The 20,027-nt window shown below is 73.9% G+C and carries 15 protein-coding genes and 2 pseudogenes; 11 read left to right on the forward strand and 6 right to left on the reverse strand.

Going from position 1 to position 20,027, the window contains the following annotated elements; genetic code table 11:
- Positions 1–9: 9 nt before the first annotated feature.
- On the reverse strand, positions 10–2,565 hold the full coding sequence (locus ABD994_RS04095) for an ATP-dependent Clp protease ATP-binding subunit (protein WP_345411137.1): 2,556 nt from the start codon (positions 2,563–2,565) through the stop codon (positions 10–12).
- 156 nt (positions 2,566–2,721) lie between these two features.
- Here ABD994_RS04095 and ABD994_RS04100 point away from each other — a divergent pair, with 156 nt between their 5' ends.
- Positions 2,722–3,777: an NADP-dependent oxidoreductase gene (locus ABD994_RS04100; protein WP_345411138.1), complete on the forward strand. Its 1,056-nt coding sequence runs from the start codon at positions 2,722–2,724 to the stop codon at positions 3,775–3,777.
- On the opposite strand, the gene ABD994_RS04105 is transcribed toward ABD994_RS04100, so the two are convergent.
- A complete protein-coding gene (locus ABD994_RS04105; protein ID WP_345411139.1) occupies positions 3,767–4,939 on the reverse strand; it encodes a hypothetical protein in 1,173 nt (390 codons plus the stop codon). The genes ABD994_RS04100 and ABD994_RS04105 overlap by 11 nt on opposite strands.
- 85 nt (positions 4,940–5,024) lie before the next feature.
- Between ABD994_RS04105 and ABD994_RS04110 the strand changes: the two genes are divergently transcribed.
- The 3 genes and pseudogenes from ABD994_RS04110 (at position 5,025) to ABD994_RS04120 (ending at position 8,219) form a co-directional block, all read left to right on the forward strand.
- Positions 5,025–6,209 carry a zinc-dependent alcohol dehydrogenase gene (locus ABD994_RS04110; protein WP_345411140.1) on the forward strand — a complete coding sequence of 395 codons (1,185 nt, stop codon included), beginning with the start codon at positions 5,025–5,027 and terminating at the stop codon, positions 6,207–6,209.
- A gap of 161 nt (positions 6,210–6,370) precedes the next feature.
- Positions 6,371–7,021 (forward strand): annotated as a pseudogene (locus ABD994_RS04115) (MBL fold metallo-hydrolase); the annotation flags it as partial.
- A 319-nt stretch (positions 7,022–7,340) separates the two neighbouring features.
- Positions 7,341–8,219 carry a sortase gene (locus tag ABD994_RS04120; protein ID WP_345411141.1) on the forward strand — a complete coding sequence of 293 codons (879 nt, stop codon included), beginning with the start codon at positions 7,341–7,343 and terminating at the stop codon, positions 8,217–8,219.
- On the opposite strand, the gene ABD994_RS04125 is transcribed toward ABD994_RS04120, so the two are convergent.
- The 3 genes from ABD994_RS04125 to ABD994_RS04135 are packed head-to-tail and all read right to left on the reverse strand — an operon-like array spanning position 8,216 to position 11,783.
- Positions 8,216–9,082: a MaoC family dehydratase gene (locus tag ABD994_RS04125; RefSeq protein WP_345411143.1), complete on the reverse strand. Its 867-nt coding sequence runs from the start codon at positions 9,080–9,082 to the stop codon at positions 8,216–8,218. The genes ABD994_RS04120 and ABD994_RS04125 overlap by 4 nt on opposite strands.
- Positions 9,082–10,455, reverse strand: coding sequence for a 3-oxoacyl-ACP reductase (locus ABD994_RS04130; RefSeq protein WP_345411144.1), 1,374 nt, complete (start codon positions 10,453–10,455; stop codon positions 9,082–9,084). The genes ABD994_RS04125 and ABD994_RS04130 overlap by 1 nt, the downstream gene beginning before the upstream one ends.
- A 2-nt stretch (positions 10,456–10,457) precedes the next feature.
- Positions 10,458–11,783 (reverse strand): acetyl-CoA C-acetyltransferase, encoded by a 1,326-nt coding sequence (locus tag ABD994_RS04135; RefSeq protein ID WP_345411145.1) that lies wholly within the window; start codon positions 11,781–11,783, stop codon positions 10,458–10,460.
- Positions 11,784–11,917: 134 nt separating this feature from the next.
- Between ABD994_RS04135 and ABD994_RS04140 the strand changes: the two genes are divergently transcribed.
- The 3 genes from ABD994_RS04140 (at position 11,918) to ABD994_RS04150 (ending at position 15,588) form a co-directional block, all read left to right on the forward strand.
- Positions 11,918–12,667 (forward strand): TetR family transcriptional regulator, encoded by a 750-nt coding sequence (locus ABD994_RS04140; protein WP_345411146.1) that lies wholly within the window; start codon positions 11,918–11,920, stop codon positions 12,665–12,667.
- A 73-nt stretch (positions 12,668–12,740) separates the two neighbouring features.
- Positions 12,741–14,780 (forward strand): acyl-CoA dehydrogenase family protein, encoded by a 2,040-nt coding sequence (locus ABD994_RS04145; protein WP_345411148.1) that lies wholly within the window; start codon positions 12,741–12,743, stop codon positions 14,778–14,780.
- Positions 14,781–15,030: 250 nt separating this feature from the next.
- Positions 15,031–15,588: a DUF4190 domain-containing protein gene (locus tag ABD994_RS04150; protein WP_345411149.1), complete on the forward strand. Its 558-nt coding sequence runs from the start codon at positions 15,031–15,033 to the stop codon at positions 15,586–15,588.
- Positions 15,589–15,906: 318 nt separating this feature from the next.
- Here ABD994_RS04150 and ABD994_RS04155 read toward each other — a convergent pair whose 3' ends face one another.
- A complete protein-coding gene (locus ABD994_RS04155; protein ID WP_345411150.1) occupies positions 15,907–17,235 on the reverse strand; it encodes a phosphodiester glycosidase family protein in 1,329 nt (442 codons plus the stop codon).
- Between the two features lie 121 nt (positions 17,236–17,356).
- Here ABD994_RS04155 and ABD994_RS04160 point away from each other — a divergent pair, with 121 nt between their 5' ends.
- The 4 genes and pseudogenes from ABD994_RS04160 to ABD994_RS04175 all read left to right on the forward strand — a co-directional run.
- The gene (locus ABD994_RS04160) at positions 17,357–18,421 is read left to right on the forward strand and encodes a TerC family protein (protein WP_345411151.1); all 1,065 of its coding nucleotides are present in this window, start codon (positions 17,357–17,359) and stop codon (positions 18,419–18,421) included.
- 9 nt (positions 18,422–18,430) lie between these two features.
- Entirely contained in the window at positions 18,431–18,892 is a 462-nt protein-coding gene (locus ABD994_RS04165) for a DUF309 domain-containing protein (RefSeq protein ID WP_345411152.1), read from the forward strand.
- A 79-nt stretch (positions 18,893–18,971) separates the two neighbouring features.
- Complete coding sequence (locus ABD994_RS04170) at positions 18,972–19,556, forward strand: type 1 glutamine amidotransferase domain-containing protein (RefSeq protein WP_345411153.1); 585 nt, start codon at positions 18,972–18,974, stop codon at positions 19,554–19,556.
- A gap of 19 nt (positions 19,557–19,575) precedes the next feature.
- Positions 19,576–20,027, forward strand: a pseudogene (locus ABD994_RS04175) (3-carboxy-cis,cis-muconate cycloisomerase); the annotation flags it as partial.

Raw genomic sequence — 20,027 nt, forward strand, 5'->3', positions numbered from 1 at the left:
GGACGGGCCTCAGCCCGCGGTCACCGGGGTGGCGGCGGGGCTGTCGGCGACGGAGAACGTCAGCTCGCCGTCCGCCACGTCGACCGTCGCGGTCTGCCCGCCGTGCAGCTCGCCGCCGAGCAGCATCGACGAGAGCCGGTTGCCGACCTGGCGCTGGATGGTCCGGCGCAGCGGCCGGGCCCCGAACTCGGGCTGGTAGCCCAGCTCGGCCAGGCGGTCCACGGCGGCCTCGGTGATCGCGAAGCCGACGTCCTGCGCGGCGAGGCGCTCGCGCGTCTCGTCGAGGATCAGGTCGGTGATCCGGCGCAGCTGGACCTCGTCGAGCCGCTTGAAGACGATGACCTCGTCGATCCGGTTGAGGAACTCCGGCCGGAACGACTCCCGCAGCCGCGGCATCAGCCGCTCCTGCAGGGACTGGTCCGGGTTCGCGCTCGACGGCGCGAAGCCCAGGGCCTGGGTGTTCGTCGTGATCAGCTCCGAGCCCACGTTGCTGGTCATGATCAGCACCGTGTTGCGGAAGTCGACCGTGCGGCCCTGCGAGTCGGTCAGCCGCCCGTCGTCCAGCACCTGCAGCAGCGTGTTGAAGACGTCCGGATGGGCCTTCTCCATCTCGTCGAGCAGCACCACCGAGTACGGCCGGCGGCGGATCTCCTCGGTGAGCTGACCGGCCTCGCCGTACCCGACGTAGCCGGGGGGCGACCCGATGAGCCGCGAGACGGTGTGCCGCTCGGAGTACTCGCTCATGTCGACGCGGACCATGCGGTCCTCGTCGCCGAACATCGTGGCGGCCAGGGCCTTGGCCAGCTCGGTCTTGCCGACGCCGGTCGGGCCGAGGAACAGGAAGCTGCCGATCGGGCGGTCCGGGTCGTCCAGGCCGGCCCGCGAGCGGCGGACGGCCTCGGCGACGGCCGCGACGGCGTCGTCCTGGCCGACGACCCGCTCGTGCAGCTCCTCCTCGAGCTTGAGCAGGCGGTCCCGCTCGGTCTCGGTGAGCTGGCTGACCGGGATGCCGGTCGACCGCGCGACGATCTCGGCGATGTCCTCGACGGACACCTCGAGCACCGCCGGGTGGTCCGACCGGCGGTCGGTGCGGGCCCGCTCGAGCTCGGCCTGCGTCTGCGCGATCTCGTCGCGCAGCGCGCCGGCGCGCTCGTAGTCCTCGTCGGCGACGGCCTGGTCCTTGTCGCGGGTCAGCGACTCGAGCTTGCGCTCGAGCTCGCGCGAGTCGGTGTGCGGGCCCTTGGCCTGCAGCCGCTTGCGCGCGCCGGCCTGGTCGACGAGGTCGATGGCCTTGTCGGGCAGGAACCGGTCGGTGACGTAGCGCTCGGAGAGCTCGGCCGCCGCGGTCAGCGCCTCGTCGGTGAACCGCACCTGGTGGTGCGCCTCGTACCGGTCGCGCAGCCCGTGCAGGATCGCGATCGTGTCCGCGACCGACGGCTCGGGCACCATCACCGGCTGGAAGCGGCGCTCGAGCGCGGCGTCCTTCTCGATGGACTGGCGGTACTCGTCGAGCGTCGTGGCGCCGACGATGTGCAGCTCGCCGCGGGCCAGGGCCGGCTTGAGGATGTTGCCGGCGTCCATGCCGCCCTCGGACGAGCCGCCGGCACCGACCATGGTGTGCAGCTCGTCGATGAAGACGATGAGCTCCTGCGAGTGCTCGCGGACCTCGGTGACCAGCTTGGTCATCCGCTCCTCGAAGTCACCGCGGTAGCGGGTGCCCGCGACCATGCCCGACAGGTCGAGCTGGACGATGCGCTTGCCCTCGAGCTGCTCGGGCACGTCGCCGGACACGATGCGCTGGGCGATGCCCTCGACGACCGCGGTCTTGCCGACGCCCGCCTCGCCGATGAGGACGGGGTTGTTCTTGGTGCGGCGCGAGAGGACCTCGATGGTCTGGTCGACCTCGTCCTCCCGGCCCACCACCGGGTCCAGCTCGCCGGCCCGCGCCTTGGCGGTCAGGTCGACGCCGAACTGGTCGACGGTCGGGGTGTCGGACTCGCCGCCCTGGCCGCCGGCACCGCCCTGCCCGCCGCTGGGACGCTGGCCACCGGAGGCGGCGGAACGCTGCAGCGACTGCGGGGTGACGCCCTGGCCGCCGAGGGCGCGGCCCACCGGGCTGTCGTTGTTCGCGGCCAGCGCGAGCACGATGTGCTCGGGGCCGATGTAGCTCGAGCCGAGCGCGCGCGAGATCTGGTGCGCGTCCAGCAGGGTGCGCTTGGCGGTCGGCGTCAGCGACGGCGGCTCCGTGCGCGCCTCACCGCGGGGCAGCTGCTCGTCGGCGGTCCGCTGCAGGGCGTCCACGTCGGCGCCGGCCCCCGAGAGGAGCTGGCGCAGCGGCGGCACCTGCGTCACGACGAGCAGCAGGTGCCACGCGTCGAGGTCGCTGTTGCCGCGCTCCGCGGCCTGCTGGGCGGCGGCACCCACGAGCTGGCGGGCCGGCTCGGTCATGAGCTGGGTGATGTCGATGCGCTGGACGCCTCGCGGGGACGCTCCCCCCAGGAAGCTGGCGAGGAAGTCGTCGAACGGGCCGGACCCGGGACCACCGGGCCCGAAGGCGCTGGTCATGAAGCTCCTCAGAAGGGTCCACACCGGCGGGGTGCGCCGGCACTGACGGGATCAGCAACGGACGGGGATCATTCATTCCTGAGTCGATCGGACTCAAGTCGTGACGCGGGCCATGAGCCCACGGCGCTCATGTCCGTCGGCTACCCGCGTCACGGCATGGCCACGCGCCCGCGCGGGCACGCGGTCGGCATGAGCACCGCCACCGTCACCGCCCGCGAGGTCCACCTCGTCCGCCGCCCGCACGGCATGCCCGACCCCGACGACTTCGCGCTCGTCGACCGCGACCTCCCCGAGCCCGGCGACGGTGAGGTCCTCGTGGCCGTCCACGACTTCTCGGTCGACCCGTACATGCGCGGCCGGATGAACGACGTGCCGTCGTACGTCCCGCCGTTCGCGCTGGACGCGCCGATGGACGGGCGCGCGGTCGGCGAGGTGATCGCCAGCAACAGCGCCGACGTGGCCGTCGGCGACGTGGTCACGAGCAACCTCGCCTGGCGCACCCACGGCGTCGTGCCCGCGAAGCACGTGCAGAAGGTGGCCGCGCCCGAGGGGGTCGACCCGCGGGCGTACCTCGGCGTGCTCGGCGTCCCCGGGCTCACCGCCTGGGTCGGGCTGCTGGACAAGGCCGCGTTCCGGGAGGGCGACGCCGTGTTCGTCTCCGGCGCCGCCGGCGCGGTGGGCAGCCTCGTGGGCCAGCTGGCGAAGCTCAAGGGCGCCTCGCGGGTGGTCGGCAGCGCGGGCAGCGCCGAGAAGGTCTCCTGGCTGACCGGCGAGCTCGGCTACGACGCGGCGTTCAACTACAAGGACGGCCCGGTGGTCGACCAGCTGCGGGCGGCGATGCCCGACGGCGTCGACGTCTACTTCGACAACGTCGGCGCCGACCACCTCGAGGCCGCCATCGCGTGCGCCAACGACTTCGCCCGCGTCGCGGCCTGCGGGGCCATCGCGCACTACAACGACACGGACGACGCCCCCACGCCCGGGCCGGCCAACCTGTTCCAGATCGTCAAGAAGCGTCTGTCGATCCAGGGCTTCATCGTCACCGACTCGATGGACCGGATGCGGCCGTTCCTCGAGGAGGTGACGCCGTGGGTGGCCGAGGGCCGCGTGCGCTTCGCCGAGACCGTCGTCGAGGGCATCGACCACGCCGTCGAGGCCTTCCGGGGCATGCTCCGCGGCGAGAACACCGGGAAGATGATCGTCACGATCTAGGCGGCACCCGGAGGTCGAACGAGACGAAGTCGCGGCTCGACGTCTGCAGGTAGTGCTGGGCGCCGACCTGCTCGTCCGGGAAGAGGCGGAACGCCGCGGGGTGCGCGGCGGTCCCGGTGGGGTGGAAGTACGCGCCGGAGACCCAGGCGGGGTTGATGTCGAGCTCCATGCCGCGCACCACGCCGGCCGACCGCAGCAGGTCGCCGAGGGTGCACACCGACAGCGCGGGCCCCCCGACGTAGACCTCCGCGCCGGTGGCGGTGACGCCGAACGCCGAGCGGTGGATGTACGCCGCCTGCCCGACGGTCGAGCCCCACTCCGCGGTGCCGCCGGTGGCGCACGTCGGGTTCACGACGCCCTGGTCCACCAGCGGCACCAGGTTCTGGCGCACGGACTCGACGTCGGGACCGATCCCGACCTCGGTGCCCCACGCGCCGACGTCGGCGGTCCCGTCGCGGTGCAGCACCAGGCTCGCCGCGCCGGGCACCAGCGGGCGGGCGGCCCGGCCCTCGGCGTACCACCCGCCGTGGCTGTCGCCCTGCAGCCGGAAGCCCGCGGAGAACGCGGTCACCACGCTGCGCTGCTCGGCGGCGTCGATCGAGGTGGGGGTGCGCCAGGACCCGCCCGGGTCCTCGGTGCCCGGGTGCAGCACACCGCGCACGAGCGTCGGGTCGAGCCACATCACGCCGGCGACGAACGACGTGTGCTGGGCGTCCGGCCGCACGGACGCGACGCGCACGGCGTCGCCGCGGGGCGTCGCGACCACGGTGTGCCAGACGCCCTCGCCCGGCAGCGGGGTCAGCCCGGCGGGCGGGGGCAGCGGCGGCGGGGCCGGCTGCCCGCCCGGGTGCGACGCCTCGCTCCCGGACGCGACGGGGATGCCGCCGGGCGGGGCGCCGCCGGTCGACGGCTGGTGCAGGTCGTACTGCCGCGCCTCGAGCCACGTCACCACGGGGCCGAGCCCGTGGTCGCGGCCCCACTCGGCCAGCCGTGCCGCGACCGTGTCGCTGCCCGGCCGGGTCAGCGCGTGCACCAGCGACGGGGTCGCGAGCGCGGCCAGCACGGCGGCGATCACCAGGGCGACCGCGAGCGCCCGGTGCCACCGGCGCGGGCGGCGGTGGGCGGGGGCGTCTCGGACCGGCACCGTCGGCGCGCTGGGCACCGCGTGATGATCCGGCCGGCCCGGTGTGGGCGGGGTGTGCCGCCCGGGTCGTTTCGGGCCGGGCGGGGCCTGGGCAGCCGGACCCATGCGTGCACTGACATGGCAGGGGCAGGGCGACGTCCGCGTCGAGACCGTGCCGGACCCGACCATCCAGCAGCCGACCGACGCGATCATCAAGGTCACGAGCAGCGCGATCTGCGGCTCGGACCTGCACCTCTACGAGGTGCTGGGACCCTTCCTCGACCAGGGCGACGTCCTCGGCCACGAGCCGATGGGCGTCGTCGAGGAGGTCGGCTCGGGGGCGGCCGACAACCTGGCGGTGGGCGACCGGGTCGTCATCCCGTTCAACATCTCCTGCGGGCACTGCTGGATGTGCGAGCACCAGTGGTTCGCGCAGTGCGAGACCACCCAGAACCGCGACCAGGGGATGGGCGCGTCGCTGTTCGGCTACACGAAGCTCTACGGGCAGGTCCCGGGCGGGCAGGCCGAGTACCTGCGCGTGCCGCAGGCCCAGTTCGGCCCGATCAAGGTCCCCGACGGCCCGGCCGACGAGCGCTTCCTCTACCTCTCCGACGTGCTGCCCACCGCCTGGCAGGCCGTCACCTACGCGCGCGTCCCCGACGGCGGCAGCGTCGCGGTCTTCGGGCTCGGGCCGATCGGGCAGATGGCCGCGCGGATCGCCCGCCACCAGGGCTTCCGGGTCATCGCCGTCGACAGCGTGCCCGAGCGCAACGCCATGGCCCGCCGCCACGGCATCGAGGTCGTCGACTCCGGCGCGGTCGACGACGTGGGCACCGCCATCCGCGACCTCACCGACGGCCGGGGCACCGACTCCGCGATCGACGCCGTCGGCATGGAGGCCCACGGCGGTTCGGTGATCCCGCAACTCGCGCAGAAGATGGCGGGCAAGCTGCCCGACGCGATCTCCGCGCCGCTGATGCAGGTCGCGGGCGTCGACCGCACCGCCGCGCTCGTCGGCTGCGTCGACGCGGTGCGTCGTGCCGGCGTCGTGTCGCTCTCGGGCGTCTACGGCGGCACCGCCGACCCGATCAACATGCTGAAGATCTTCGACAAGGGCATCTCGCTGCAGATGGGCCAGGCCCACGTGAAGCGGTGGATCCCGGACATCATGCCGCTGCTCACCGACGACGACCCGCTCGGCGTGCACGACCTGGAGACCCACCGCCTGCCGCTGGAGTCGGCACCCCACGGCTACGAGATCTTCCAGAAGAAGCAGGACGAGTGCATCAAGGTGGTCCTGTCGCCGTGAGCGACTCCTCGCTGTTCTTCATCGGGACGGCGACGACGCTGCTGCGGTGCGGGGGGTTCACGGTCCTCACCGACCCGAACTTCCTGCACCGCGGATCCCACCCAGCACGCCGATAGGGGGCCTACCTCGGGCACGGGCTCTGGTCCCGGCGTCTCACCGACCCGGCGCTGAACCCCGATGGGCTCCCGGACCTGGACGCCGTGGTGCTCTCGCACCTGCACGGCGACCACTGGGACCGGGTGGCCCGCCGCGGACTCGACAAGGCCGTCCCGGTGATCACCACGCCGGAGGCCGCGCGCACGCTGCAGTCGCGCCAGCGCTTCCGGCGGGCCGTGGGGCTCGCGGTGTGGGAGTCGCAGACGCTCGTGCGTCCCGACGGGGCGACGCTGCGGGTCACCGCGCTGCCCGGGCGGCACGCGCCGCGGCCGGTCACGCGGCTGCTGCCGCCGGTGATGGGCAGCCTGCTGGAGTTCGCCGACCCGGCGGGCGAGACCCTGCGCCGGATCTACCTCTCGGGCGACACCCTGCCCTTCGAGGGCATCCCCCTGATCCGCGAGCACATCGGCGAGGTGGACCGCGCCGTCCTGCACCTCGGCGGCACCACCCTGCCCGGCGGGCTCGTCGTCACCATGGACGGGCGCATGGGTGCCGACGTCCTCGAGACGATCGCGCCGCGGCGCGCGACCCCGATTCACTACGACGACTACGGCGTCTTCCGCTCGCCGCTGTCGGACTTCCTGGGCGAGATCGAACGCCGCGGGTGGGACGACCGCGTCGACGTCGTCCGTCGCGGCGAGACCATCCCGCTCTAGTCGGTCCCGAGGTCGTCCGGGCTGCCTCTGGGCGTCGCCAGGCGACCGCCGGGCGATCACCGCCGGCGCCGGCCGCGGACGGCCCCCAGCCCCACGGGAGCGACGGGTCTGCGTCTGCGTCACCGCGACCCTCCTGAACGGGTCGCGGCAACGATCACGACCGTTCCGCGGCAACTCACTCGTTCAGGCGGTCCGAACGCCGCGGTGGTCCACACGGTGTAGTCGACGGGGCCGTTCCCCGTCCCCCGACGTCGTCCCGTCGGAGGATCAAGTCCGTGCCAGCCTGCTCTCGAGATCACCGACCGGTCGGGAGGGGCAGGTGACGGCAGGTTCCACGCTGGAGCGCACGGCGTCCGACGCGACGCCGGGCGTGCCACCGGGCGCGACGACGTCCGAGGTCGCGGCGGCCCGGGCACGCTCGCTGCCCGTCGACGTCATCGTGCAGGTCCCGCAGCCCGACGAGATCAAGGACCGCGGTCGCCACCGCTGGGGTCGCGACGAGGCGCCGGTCAGGGCGCGCCGCCGCGACGGCGTCCTCAGCGTCGTGGCGGGCGTGCTCGTGGTGGCCGCCCTCATCGGTGCCGTGCTCGTCATCCGCGACCTCGACGCCGCTCCCGCGGCGGCGGTGGACCGGGCCCAGGCGGGCCTGCGCGCCGACCTGCAGCGCACGTGGACCTCCCCCGGGCCGGATCCCGCCGTGGTGCGCGACGAGACGCCGATGAGCGTCCTGCCGGGCGACGCGCCGCCCGCGTCCGCGTCGGCCCGCCTCGCGGTGCCGGCCGTCACGCCCGTCTTCTCGCTCGCCGTGCCGCGGCTCGGCCGCGAGTGGGCCGTCGGTCGCGGCGTGACGCCGTCGGTGCTCGCCGGCAGCCCCGGGCTCTACCCCGGGATGACGCCGGTCGGCGCGCCGGGCAACACGGCCGTCGCCGCCCGCAACATGCCCTCGCTGTTCGCCGGGATCGAGGGCCTCGTGCCCGGGGACCTGGTCCAGGTGCGGACCCGCGCCCACGAGCTGTCCTACCGGGTCGTGTCGAGCGAGGTCGTGCTGCCGACCGACCTGTCGGTGCTCGACCAGCGCCCGGTCGACCGCCAGCCGCCGAACTCGTCGATGCTGACGCTGACCACGACGACGCAGGTGTACGGCGAGGACCGCCGCTTCGTGGTCTATGCCCGGCTGGCGGACGACCGGCCGCGCTAGGCCGTCTCCCGCAGCGTGAGCAGCAGGTGGTCACGGCCCTTCGGGCTGACCAGCTTCGCGTCCCACCCGTGGTCGGCCGCCGCGGTGTGGAACCAGACCGTCGACGGCGTCCGCACCGGGGCCTTGAACACGACGTCGACGGTGAACGCCGGGCCGTAGCGGCCGGCGAGCGCCGCGAGCGCCCGCGCCTTGGTCCACATGCCGTGCGCGATCGCGCCCGGCATCCCGAACGCCTTGGCCGCGAGCCCGTTGACGTGGATCGGGTTCACGTCGCCGGACACCGCGGCGTAGCGCCGGCCGATGTCGCCGGGGACCTTCCAGATCGCGTGCGGGAGCCGGCCCACGTGCGGGTCGGGCTCCGGCGGCGCGGGCGGCACGTCCTCGGCGCCGTCGGGCGCCGGCGCGCCGCGCACGAAGTACGTGCTGCGGGAGCCCCAGATCGCAGCGCCGTCCTCGTCGGTCACGGCGGTGACCAGGTCGACCTGGGCCCCCTTGGGGTGCGCGGTCAGGCGGTCGGCGTGCACCGCGACCCGCAGCGGCTCGCCGACCTCCGGCGGCCGCTGCTGGGTGATGACGTTGCGCAGGTGCACCATGCCCGGCGCGGGCAGGGGGAACTCGCGGTCGGTCATCAGCCGCATCTGCAGCGGGAACGCCAGCATGTGCGGGTAGGTCGGCGGCACGGCGCCGCCGACGGAGAACCCGCAGACGTGGTTGTAGTCGGCCACGGTGTCGGCGTCGATGCGGACGCCCGCGAGCTCGAGCGTGCGGTCGGGCAGCGTCTGCCCGCCCGACCGCGCGGTGAGCAGGGCCCGCCCGTAGAGCACGCCCAGGGTGGGCGCGCTGTCGAGGGTCTCGGTGTTCATCAGGCCCCCAGGAAGTTCTGGCCGTCGACGCGCAGCACCTGCCCGTTGACGGCGTACGACGCACCCTGCGCGAACCAGGCGATCGTCTCGGCGACGTCGACGGGCAGCCCGCCCTGCGTCATCGAGGACAGGCGGCGGCCGGCCTCGCGCGTGCCGACCGGCATGGCCTTGGTCATCGCGGTCTCGATGAAGCCGGGCGCGACGGCGTTGATCGTCGCGTCCTTCTCCACCAGCAGCGGCGCGGTGGCGTCGACCATGCCGATGACGCCGGCCTTCGAGGCGCCGTAGCTCGTCTGCCCGCGGTTGCCGGCGATGCCGGCCATCGACGACACCGTCACGATGCGCCCGCCGCGGTGGAAGACCTCCGACGACAGCAGCGCGTCGTTGATCGCCAGCTGCGAGTTCAGGTTGACGTCGATGACCGAGTTCCAGCGGTCGCGGTCCTGGTTGGCGAGCAGCTTGTCGCGGGTGATGCCCGCGTTGTGCACGACGACGTCCAGGCCGCCGTGGCGCTGGGCGTGGTCGAGGATCGTCGCCGGCGCGTGGTCGGCGGTGATGTCGAGCTGCAGCGCGCTGCCGCCGATGTCGTTGGCCGTGCGGGCCAGCGCGTCGCCGGCGGCCGGGACGTCCACGCAGATGACCGTCGCGCCGTCGCGGCGCAGGGTCGCGGCCACCGTCGCCCCGATGCCGCGGGCGGCGCCGGTGACCAGCGCGACGCGCCCGGCCAGCGGCTTGTCCCAGTCGACGCCCTGGCTGGAGCCCGAGAACCCGGGCACCGTGCCGACGTCGAGGCGCTGGCCGTGGACGAACGCCGAGCGCGAGGACAGGAAGAACCGCAGCGTCGACTCGAGGTCGTTCTCGGCCCCGTTGGCGACGTGCACCAGGTTGACCGTCGCGCCGTAGCGGGCCTCCTTGCCGGCCGAGCGCACCAGCCCCTCGAGGGCGCGGCGGGCGGCCCGGACGGCGGGCGCCTCCGCCTCCGCCGGCACGTCGCCGATCACGAGGATGCGCCCGGACGGGCCGATGCGGCGCATCACCGGGGTGAGGAAGGCCTGCACCTCGGCGAGGTCGGCCGGCGACGACAGCCCGGTGGCGTCGACGATCCCGGCCGCGACCTTGGAGCTCGAGCTGCCCCCGCCGACGGCGGCGTTCGGGTCGTCGTGGACCTCGACGCCGAGGTCGGTGAGGAACGAGCGCACGACCTTGGCGACCCGCCCGTCGGCGGTCGCGGTCCCGAGCAGCGCGGGGCCCGACAGCAGCGGCTGACCGGGCTCGTAGCGGCGCAGCTTCGGGACCGGGGGCAGGCCGACCTGACCCGCGATGGTCTTCCCGAACCCGGAGTTGACGAAGTCGGAGTACCAGTCGTTGGACATGCTCAGGCCTCCAGGATGGCGACGACGCCCTGGCCACCGGCCGCGCAGATCGAGATCAGGCCCCTGCCGCCTGAGCCGTCTCTTTGGCTCTTCTCGTGGAGCAGCTTGGCGAGGGTCGGGACGATGCGGGCGCCGGTGGCCGCGAACGGGTGGCCGGTGGCCAGCGAGGACCCGGCGACGTTGAGCTTCGACTTGTCGAACGAGCCCAGCGGCTCGTCGCGGCCGAGCTTCTCCTTGCAGAAGATCGGGTCCTCCCACGCGGCGAACGTGGCGAGGATCGTCGAGGCGAAGGCCTCGTGGAACTCGTAGAAGTCGAAGTCCTGCAGCGTGAGGCCGTTGCGCTCGAGCATCCGCGGGACGGCGTAGGTCGGGGCCATGAGCAGGCCCTCGTCGCCGTGCACGTAGTCGACCGCGGCGGTCTCGGCGTCGACGAAGTGCGCGAGCACCGGCAGGTTCCGCTCGGCGGCCCACTCGTCGCTGGCCAGCAGCACCGTGGCGGCGCCGTCGGTGAGCGGCGTCGAGTTGGCCGCGGTCATCGTCGCCTCGGTGTCGGGGTAGCCCGCCGGCCGGAACACCGGCTTGAGCTTGGCCAGCCCCTCGAGGGTCGAGTCGGCGCGGAGGTTGTTGTCCTTCGTGAGCCCGAGGTAGGGCGTCATGAGGTCGTCGAAGAAGCCGCGGTCGTAGGCGGCGGCGAGGTTGCGGTGGCTGTTCACCGTGATCTCGTCCTGCGCCGTGCGGCTGATGCCCCAGGTGGCGGCGGTCTGGGCGGCGTGCTCGCCCATGGACATGCCGGTGCGCGGCTCCCGGTTGGCCGGGATCTCCGGGACGATCTGGCCGGGGCGCAGGCCGGCGAGGGCCTTGAGGACGCCGGCGGTGGACTTCGCGCGGTTGGCGGCGAGCAGGACGGCGCGCAGGTCCTCGTTGACCTCGATCGGCGCGTCGCTGGTGGTGTCGACGCCCGAGGCGATGCCGCTCTCGATCTGGCCCAGCGCGATCTTGTTGGCGACCTGCAGCGTCGTCTGCAGGCTCGTGCCGCACGCCTGCTGGAGGTCGTAGGTCGGCGTCGCGGCCGCGAGCCGGCTGCCGAGCACGGCCTCGCGGGTGAGGTTGAAGTCGCTGCTCTTCTTGAGCACGGCGCCGGAGGCGACCTCGCCGAGGTGCTCGCCCTGCAGCCCGAAGCGGGCCACGAGGCCGTCGAGCGCGGCGGTGAGCATGTCCTGGTTGGACGCCCGCGCGTAGGCGCCGTTGGACCGCGCGAAGGGGATGCGGTTGGCGCCGACGATCGCCGCCCGGCGGGGCAGCGAGCGGGACGGTGAAGCGGAGGTCACGATTCCTCCCGGTCTCGGGGTTCGGTACTGCTGCGGTACGGATGGGTCGCGGGGTGTCCGCGGGGCGCTCGCGGCGGCGGTGACGTTCGCCGTCGGGCCGGAGTTACCCGAAAGTATCAGGTACCGTCGGTAACGTGAGCCGTCGTTCCACGCATCACTCCGACAGCGGTCGGGGCAGTGGTCCCGGCACGGTCCGGGACGGCGAGCGCGACGGGACGTCCGGCACCTCGCCCGGGTCGCGGCCCCGGCGTGACCGTCGCTCGTCGCGCTGGGACGAGCATCGCCGTGCCCGGCGCCACGAGCTGACCGCGGCCACGATCGTGGCCATCCGGGCGCACGGCGCCGAGGTCGGCATGAGCCAGGTGGCCGCGCAGGCGCGCACCAGCAAGACGGTGGTCTACCGGCACTTCGCCGACAAGAACGACCTCTACCTGGCCGTGTGCGACTGGGTGGCGGCCGTGCTGGTCGGCCAGCTGCAGAGCGCGATGCGCGACGCCTCCGACGACCCCCGCCAGACACTGGTGTCGGGCATCGACGCCTACCTCGGGCTCATCGAGCGCGATCCCGAGGTCTACCGCTACGTGATGCGCCCGCCGAAGCTCGACCGCCCCGAGGGCGAGGACCCCGTGTCCGACCTGTGCACGGTCATCGGCGACCACATCGCGGAGATCATCTCCACCGAGCTGCGCCGCCAGAACCGCGACACCGCGCCCGCGCTCACCTGGGGCCACGCCCTGGTCGGCATGGTCCGGGCCGCGGGGGACCAGTGGCTGGCCAACCGTCCCGACCTGGAGCGCGAGGTGCTCGCCGACCAGCTCGCGGACCTCGCCTGGTCGGGTCTGGCGCGCACCGTCACACCATCGGCCGCGTCGTCGGCCTCCTGACGGGGCACTCGACGATCACTCGCTCCCCTCGCCAGGGTCGAGCCCCGCTCCACACCGTCTCCCGGAGGACACCGTGAGCACCCGTACGTCCATCGACGACGTCACCCCCGCGACCGTCGCCGCCCTGCAGAAGACGCTCGACGGCCGCTGGCACACCCTGCGCGACGAGATCCGCGGCCGTGAGGACTTCGCCGAGCTGCGCGTCGACCCGGGCACCGACGTCGAGTCCTACCGCGCCGCGATCTGGGACATGCTGCGGCGCCTCGCCGACGACGGCCACGCCGTGCACGGCTTCCCGGCGGCCGTCGGCGGGCGCGGCGACATCGGCGGCTCGGTGGTCTCGTTCGAGATGCTGGCGTTCGCGGACCTGTCGCTGCAGGTGAAGAGCGGCGTCCAGTGGGGCCTGTTCGGCGGGGCGATCCAGGCGCTGGGCAACGCCGAGCAGCAGGCCCGCTACCTGCCGGGCGTCATGGACCTGTCGCTGCCGGGCTGCTTCGCGATGACCGAGACCGGCCACGGCTCGGACGTCCAGTCGGTGCACACCACCGCGACCTACGACGCGTCGACGGGCGAGCTCGTCGTCAACACCCCGACCGAGTCCGCGAAGAAGGACTACATCGGCAACGCCGCCCGGGACGGACGGATGGCGGCGGTGTTCGTGCAGCTGTACTCGCGGGACGCGAAGCGCAGCGGAGCCGGACCATCGGAGCAGCTCGAGCGCCACGGGGTCCACGCGGTGCTCGTGCCGCTGCGCGGTGACGACGGCGCGGTGCTGCCCGGTGTCGAGATCACCGACGACGGGCACAAGGAGGGGCTCAACGGCGTCGACAACGGGCGGCTGGCGTTCCACGGCGTCCGGGTGCCGCGGGAGAACCTGCTCGACCGCTACGGCACGGTCGCCGAGGACGGCACGTACTCGAGCTCCATCGAGAGCGAGAACCGTCGCTTCTTCACGATGCTCGGCGCGCTCGTGCGCGGGCGCGTCAGCGTCTCGGGCAGCGCGGTGGGGGCGGCGTCGCTGGCCCAGACGATCGCCGTCCGCTACGGCGAGGCGCGCCGGCAGTTCGCGGCGCCGGGCAGCGACGAGGAGATCACCGTCCTCGACTACCTGGCCCACCAGCGCAAGCTGCTGCCGGGCCTGGCGCGGACGTACGCGCTGCGGTTCGCGCAGAACGAGCTCGTCGAGATGCTCCACGACATCCAGACCACCCGCGAGGCCGGCGGCGACGTCGACGAGAAGCGCCAGCGTGAGCTCGAGTCCCGGGCCGCGGGCACCAAGGCGCTGACCACGTGGCACGCCACGGCGACCATCCAGGCGTGCCGGGAAGCGTGCGGCGGGCAGGGCTACCTCTCGGAGAACCGGCTGGGGCAGCTGCGCGCCGACACCGACGTGTTCACCACCTTCGAGGGCGACAACACCGTCCTGCTCCAGCTCGTGGCCAAGGGCCTGATCTCGGGCTACGCCGACGACTTCGGCAACCTCGACACCCTGGGCACCGTGCGCTTCGTCGCCGACCAGGTGCTCGACACCGTCGCCGAGCGCACCTCGCTGCGCCAGCTCACCGAGCGGCTGCGCGCCGTCGGGCCCGGCCGCGACGAGGACGACGTGCTCGAGCGGTCGTGGCAGGTCAAGCTGCTCGACGACCGCGAGGAGCACACCCTCGACGGGCTCGTGCGCCGGCTGCGGCCCGCGCGGGACAAGTCGCTGAGCGCCGAGCGCCAGTTCGCGATCTTCAACAACGCCCAGGACCACCTGCTGCGCGCGGCGCGGGCCCACCTCGACGGGCTGGTGCTCGACGCGTTCGTGCGCGGGATCGACACGTGCGTCGACCCGTCGGCGCGGGCGCTGATGGAGCGGGTCTGCGACCTCTACGCGCTGTCGCTGATCGAGCAGGACAAGGGCTGGTTCCTCGAGCACGGGCGCATCTCGGCGGCCCGCGCCAAGGCCGTGACGGCCGAGGTCAACCGCCTGTGCCAGGAGCTGCGCCCCCACGCCCGCGCGCTGGTCGACGCGTTCGGGATCCCGGAGGCGTGGATCGGCGCCCCGATCGCGACGGGCGCCGAGACCCGCCGCCAGGACGAGGCCCGCGCCCACGCCGCCGCCCTCCACTGACGCACCCCCGGTGCGAGCAACGCGGCATTGCTGGCACCGGACGCCAGGATCGCCACATCCTCGCCGCGCCGACACGCCGAGAGCTGGGCGGGACTGACGCACGGGGTGGTGTCAGCCTGGCGTCCACGCTGGCGTTGGACATCAGGAAATCCACCCGCTCGGTTCCGGTCGTCGCGGGCCACAACGGGTACCGGTGGCACGATGGCCGCCCCCCGGCGGCGAGCCGGACCACAGGGCGAGAGGTGTCGACGTGACCAACCCGGGCGAGGGCTACGGCCAGCAGGGACAGCCGGGCTACGGCCCGGGCTACGGGCAACAGGGGCAGGGTGAGCCCGGCTACGCCGGCCCCGACGGCGGCGCCCCGGGCTGGGGTCAGCCGGCGATGCCGCCCAAGCCCAAGAACGGCATGGGCACAGCGGCGCTGATCTTCGGCATCCTGGCGCTGCTGACCTGCTGGTGGCTGCCGGTCGTCGGCGGCGTCCTCGCGATCCTGGCAATCATCTTCGGCGTCGTCGGTCGCGGGCGGGTCAAGCGGCTGGAGGCCAACAACAAGGGCGTCGCCACGGCAGGGCTCGTCCTCGGGATCATCACGCTGATCCTGAACATCATCCTGAGCGTGCTCTTCTTCCTGGGCGCAGCGCTGTTCTTCAACCTCGGCGGCGGCAACGCACTGCAGCAGGCCCAGGACTGCGTGAACGCCGCGCAGAACCAGCCCAACCCGGCAGCGGTGCAGCAGGCCCTGCAGCAGTGCGCCGACCAGTTCGGCGCGCAGCTCCCGCAGCTCGGCGGCGACCAGCAGAACGGCTGATCAGACGACAGCGGCCCCCGCACCCGAGAGGGGGCGGGGGCCGCTGTGCGTCGGGGTCCGGACCGGGCGATGAGCCGCCTCGCGGCGCGTGGCACACCAGGGCTTCAGCCGAACGATCGTCCCTGGAGGCCGTTGTGAATTGAGACCCGGGGGCACATGGCGCCCGGCCCGGACACCCCATTGAACCCCATCCGCCTCCGGTCTGTTCCCGGGCGGGGGGGGTGTGACGAGATCGGCGGCAGCCGGTGGATTTCTGACCCTATCGGCGTGCTGCATTGGATCTGTCAGCGTGAACGCCACGCTGACGCACCCCGTGCCTCAGCCGGGGAGGACGGCGAGGGCGTCGGCGACGGCACGTGGCGGGGCGGCCGGGCTGGAGACGACCGTGAGGTCCTCGCCCCGGCCGCGGTGGACCATGGTGGTCGACCCACCGCCGTCGAGGGACGCCGCCACGGGCGCGCCGAGGTCGACGAGCAGGCGCGCCAGCTGCGCCAGGGTGACGCCGGCGCTCTCCTCGAGACGCCCGTCGACGGTGACGAGCCACAGCCGCCGGCCGTCCTCGGAGAGGCCCACGGCGGTGCGGGGAGCGCGCTCGCCGTCCTGGAGCCCCGGCAGGACCCGCCCGCCCCGGGCCAGCGGCAGGGCCCCCACCGCGACGCGCAGGGGCGGCGCCCCGACCGCGTCGAGCCCGTAGACGACGCTCGCCGCCGTCCCGACGCCCAGCCCGCGCAGCGCGGCCGCGCCCTGCTCGCGGCCGACCAGCGCGACGGTGCCGGCGGGCAGCCGGTCCCGGCCCGGCGGCCCCACGGCGACGACGCGCCCGCCCGCCACCCGGACCTCGTGGACGTCCGGGCTGCACCCAGCGCCCGGGTCGGTGTCGCTGCCGCAGGCCGTCCGGCCGCGCGGCGCGTCCCCCCAGGCCGCGTCGAAGACCTCGACGCCCCCGGCGGGCACGGCGTAGCCGTTGATCCCGGCCAGGGGCACGGACAGGTCGCCGGCGTCGAGCCGTCCGTGGAAGCCCGCCCGCGCCAGGTGCGCGCGGCCCGTGCCGTCGATCCCGACCACGACGTCGGCGGGCTCCCCGGGCGGCGAGGGCGGGGCCGGCCGGCGGCCGACCGGTACCCCCGACGCCCGCGGCGTCCCGTCGACGATCTGGACCCCCACCGGTGCGCCCGTGCGGCCCTCGTCGAAGAAGCCGCCGTTCACCGCCGTGATCGCCCCCGCCCCGGCGGCCATCGCCGGCACCGTCGCGGTGGCGGCGACGGCGGGCGGGGTCAGCAGCCCGACCCGGACGGCGTCCGAGGCGAGGTCCACCTCGACGACGTCGCCCTGCACGGGGCCGCCGCGCGGGTCCGGGACGGTGGTCGTGAACTCGCGGTGCACCGTCCCCGGCAGGTCCGGCGCCCCGCGGGGAGCCAGCACCTCGAGGAGCACGCGCCCGTCCGGCGGAGGCGGGGGCGGGGGAGCCGCCCCGAGCGCCAGCGCCCCCGCGAGGGCGAGCGCCGACGCCACGAGCGCGCGCAGGATCGTCTCCTCCCGGGACCGGACCGGGTGACCCTCGACGTGCGGGGCGGGCCGCCGCCGGTCGACACTCCGCGCGGCGACGGGCTCCGCCCGATCGGGTCGCCCGGAGCCGGGACCGGACACGGGTAAAGAAAAACCCAAGAGTCGGTAGTGTCACGGTGGGGAACTCGGGGTGCGGGTGCTCCGTTGGACCCCGCGACGAGCCCGCCGGCGACACGGCGGCGATGACGGTGGAGGAAGACGCGTGACGGTCCCGTTCTGGGTCTGGGCGGCCACGGTGGGCGGCATCGTCGTCCTCGTGGCGATCGACATCTGGCACGCCCGCTCGCCGCACGAGGTCAGCTTCCGCGAGGCGACGCTCTGGTCGGTCATCTACATCGCGGTCGCCGTCGTGTTCGGCGGGATCCTGCTGTTCACGATGGGGACGCAGTCCGGCACCGAGTACTTCGCGGGCTACCTGGTGGAGAAGAGTCTGTCGGTCGACAACCTCTTCATCTTCGCGGTCATCCTCACGCAGTTCGCCGTGCCGAAGCGCCACCAGCAGAAGGTGCTGCTGTGGGGCGTCGTCGGCGCGCTGGTCATGCGCGCGATCTTCATCGCCATCGGCGCCGCGGTGGTCTCGGCCTTCGCGTTCGTGTTCGTCATCTTCGGGCTGTTCCTGCTGTACACGGCGTACACGCTGATCAAGCAGCACGGTCAGGAACCGAAGGACATGCACGACAACCGCGCGGTCAGGTTCGTGCGGCGGATCGTCACGGTGCACGAGGACCAGGGCGACCACCAGGGCGAGTCCGACGACGGCAAGCTGACCGCGCGGGTCAACGGCAAGTGGGGCGTGACGCCGCTCTTCATCGTCGTCGCGGTGATCCTCTCGGTGGACCTCGTGTTCGCCCTCGACTCGATCCCCGCCATCTTCGGCATCACGCAGAACGCCTACATCGTCTTCACGGCGAACGCGTTCGCGCTGCTCGGCCTGCGGGCGCTGTACTTCCTGCTCGTCGGCCTGCTCGACCGCCTCGTGCACCTGTCCTACGGCCTGGCGTTCATCCTCGCGTTCATCGGCGTCAAGCTGATCATGCTGTACCTGCACGAGGACGTCTCGCCGTCCATCCCCGAGATCCCCACGTGGCTCTCGCTGACCGTCATCGTCGTGACGCTGATCGTCGTGACGATCACGAGCCTGCGGGCGACGCGCGGCTCGGTGACGGGATCGTCGGAGGCGTCCGGGGAGAACCCGGAGGAGACCGCCGAGGTCACGGGCACCGACGCGGGCGGCACCGAGCAGACGGGCACCCGCTCCTCGTCCTAGGGTCGGGACGTGACGGATCGCGACCGGGACGAGGCGGGCCGCGCCCGCAACGCGCGGCCCCGCGACGCCAGCGGCCGGCCCCTGCCGTACGGGGCCACCGGGGTCGAGCGGGCGGAGGACGAGGAGGAGCTGACGGCCGACCAGGCCTTCGCCCGGGCCCAGGCCCTGCTCGACCGCGGCCGCCCGTTCGACGCGCACGACGTGCTCGAGGGCCGGTGGAAGTCCTCGCCGGCCGAGGAGAAGCTGCTCTGGAAGGGCCTGGCCCAGCTCGCCGTCGGCCTCACCCACGAGCAGCGCGGCAACGCCCGCGGCGCGGCGTCCCTGCTGCGGCGCGGGGCGGAGACCGCCGCCGGCGCGCCGGAGGCCGCGGGTCGCTACGGCGTCGACCTCACCGCCCTCGCCGGCTGGGCCGCGGCCCGTGAGACCACCGGCCCGCTCGCGCCCGGCCTGGTGCTGCGCCACCGTCGGTAGGTCGTGCCCGATCGTTTCGGGCGACCGGGCCGGTGGGCAGCCCGTGCCGTCACACCGACGACGCGGGAGGAGACCCCCGATGGCAGGCACACTCGACGGCAAGCGGGTCGCGATCATCGCCACCAACGGCGTCGAGCAGGCGGAGCTCGAACAGCCCCGCCAGGCGGTCGACCGGGCCGGCGCGCGGTCCACGCTGATCTCGCTGTCGACCGACCCGATCCAGGCCATGAACTCCGATATCAACAAGGGCGACACGTTCACGCCGGACACGGCGATCTCGGACGTCTCGGCCGACGACTTCGACGCCCTCGTGCTGCCCGGCGGCACCATCAACGCCGACCAGCTGCGCCAGAGCGGTGACGTCGTGGCGTTCGTGCAGGCGATCGTCGCCGCGGGCAAGCCGGTCGGCGCGATCTGTCACGCGCCGTGGACGCTCGTCGAGGCCGACCTCGTGCGCGGCCGGACGCTGACGTCCTACCCGAGCCTGCGCACCGACATCCGCAACGCCGGCGGCGAGGCCGTCGACGAGGAGGTCGTCGTCGACCGCGGGCTGGTCACCAGCCGCACCCCGGACGACCTCGACGCGTTCTGCTCGACGATCGTCGAGGAGTTCGCCGAGGGCGCCCACGACGTCCGCGGGGCCGGCGCGACCGCGCAGGCCTGAGGCGCGGCAGACTGCCCGGGTGACCGCTCCCCGCGAGGCCGCGCACGGCCTCTTCGACGCCGTGCTGGCCCGCGGGGGCGCCCGGGACGCCACGTCCGACGCGGCGTGGGTGCGGGCGCTGCTCGACGTCGAGGCCGCCCTGGCGGGGGCCGCCGCCGACGCCGGGACTCTCGACCGCGCCGACGCCGACGCGATCGCCGCCGCCTGCGCGGCGCCGGTCGACCCCGGTGAGCTGGGCGCCGAGGCCGCCGCGTCCGGCAACCCGGTCGTGCCGCTCGTCGCCCGGTTGCGCGCAGGCCTGACCGGCGCCGCCGCGTCCGGAGTGCACCGCGGCGCCACCAGCCAGGACGTGCAGGACACCGCCTCGATGCTGGTCGCCCTCGCCGCCCGCGACGCGATCACCGCCGACCTGGCCGCCGACGCCGTCGCGGCCGCCGCCCTCGCCGCCGCGGACCGCGACCGTCCCGCGGC

Source organism: Actinomycetospora chlora (assembly GCF_039542135.1).
In the GTDB taxonomy this organism is placed as follows: domain Bacteria; phylum Actinomycetota; class Actinomycetes; order Mycobacteriales; family Pseudonocardiaceae; genus Actinomycetospora; species Actinomycetospora chlora.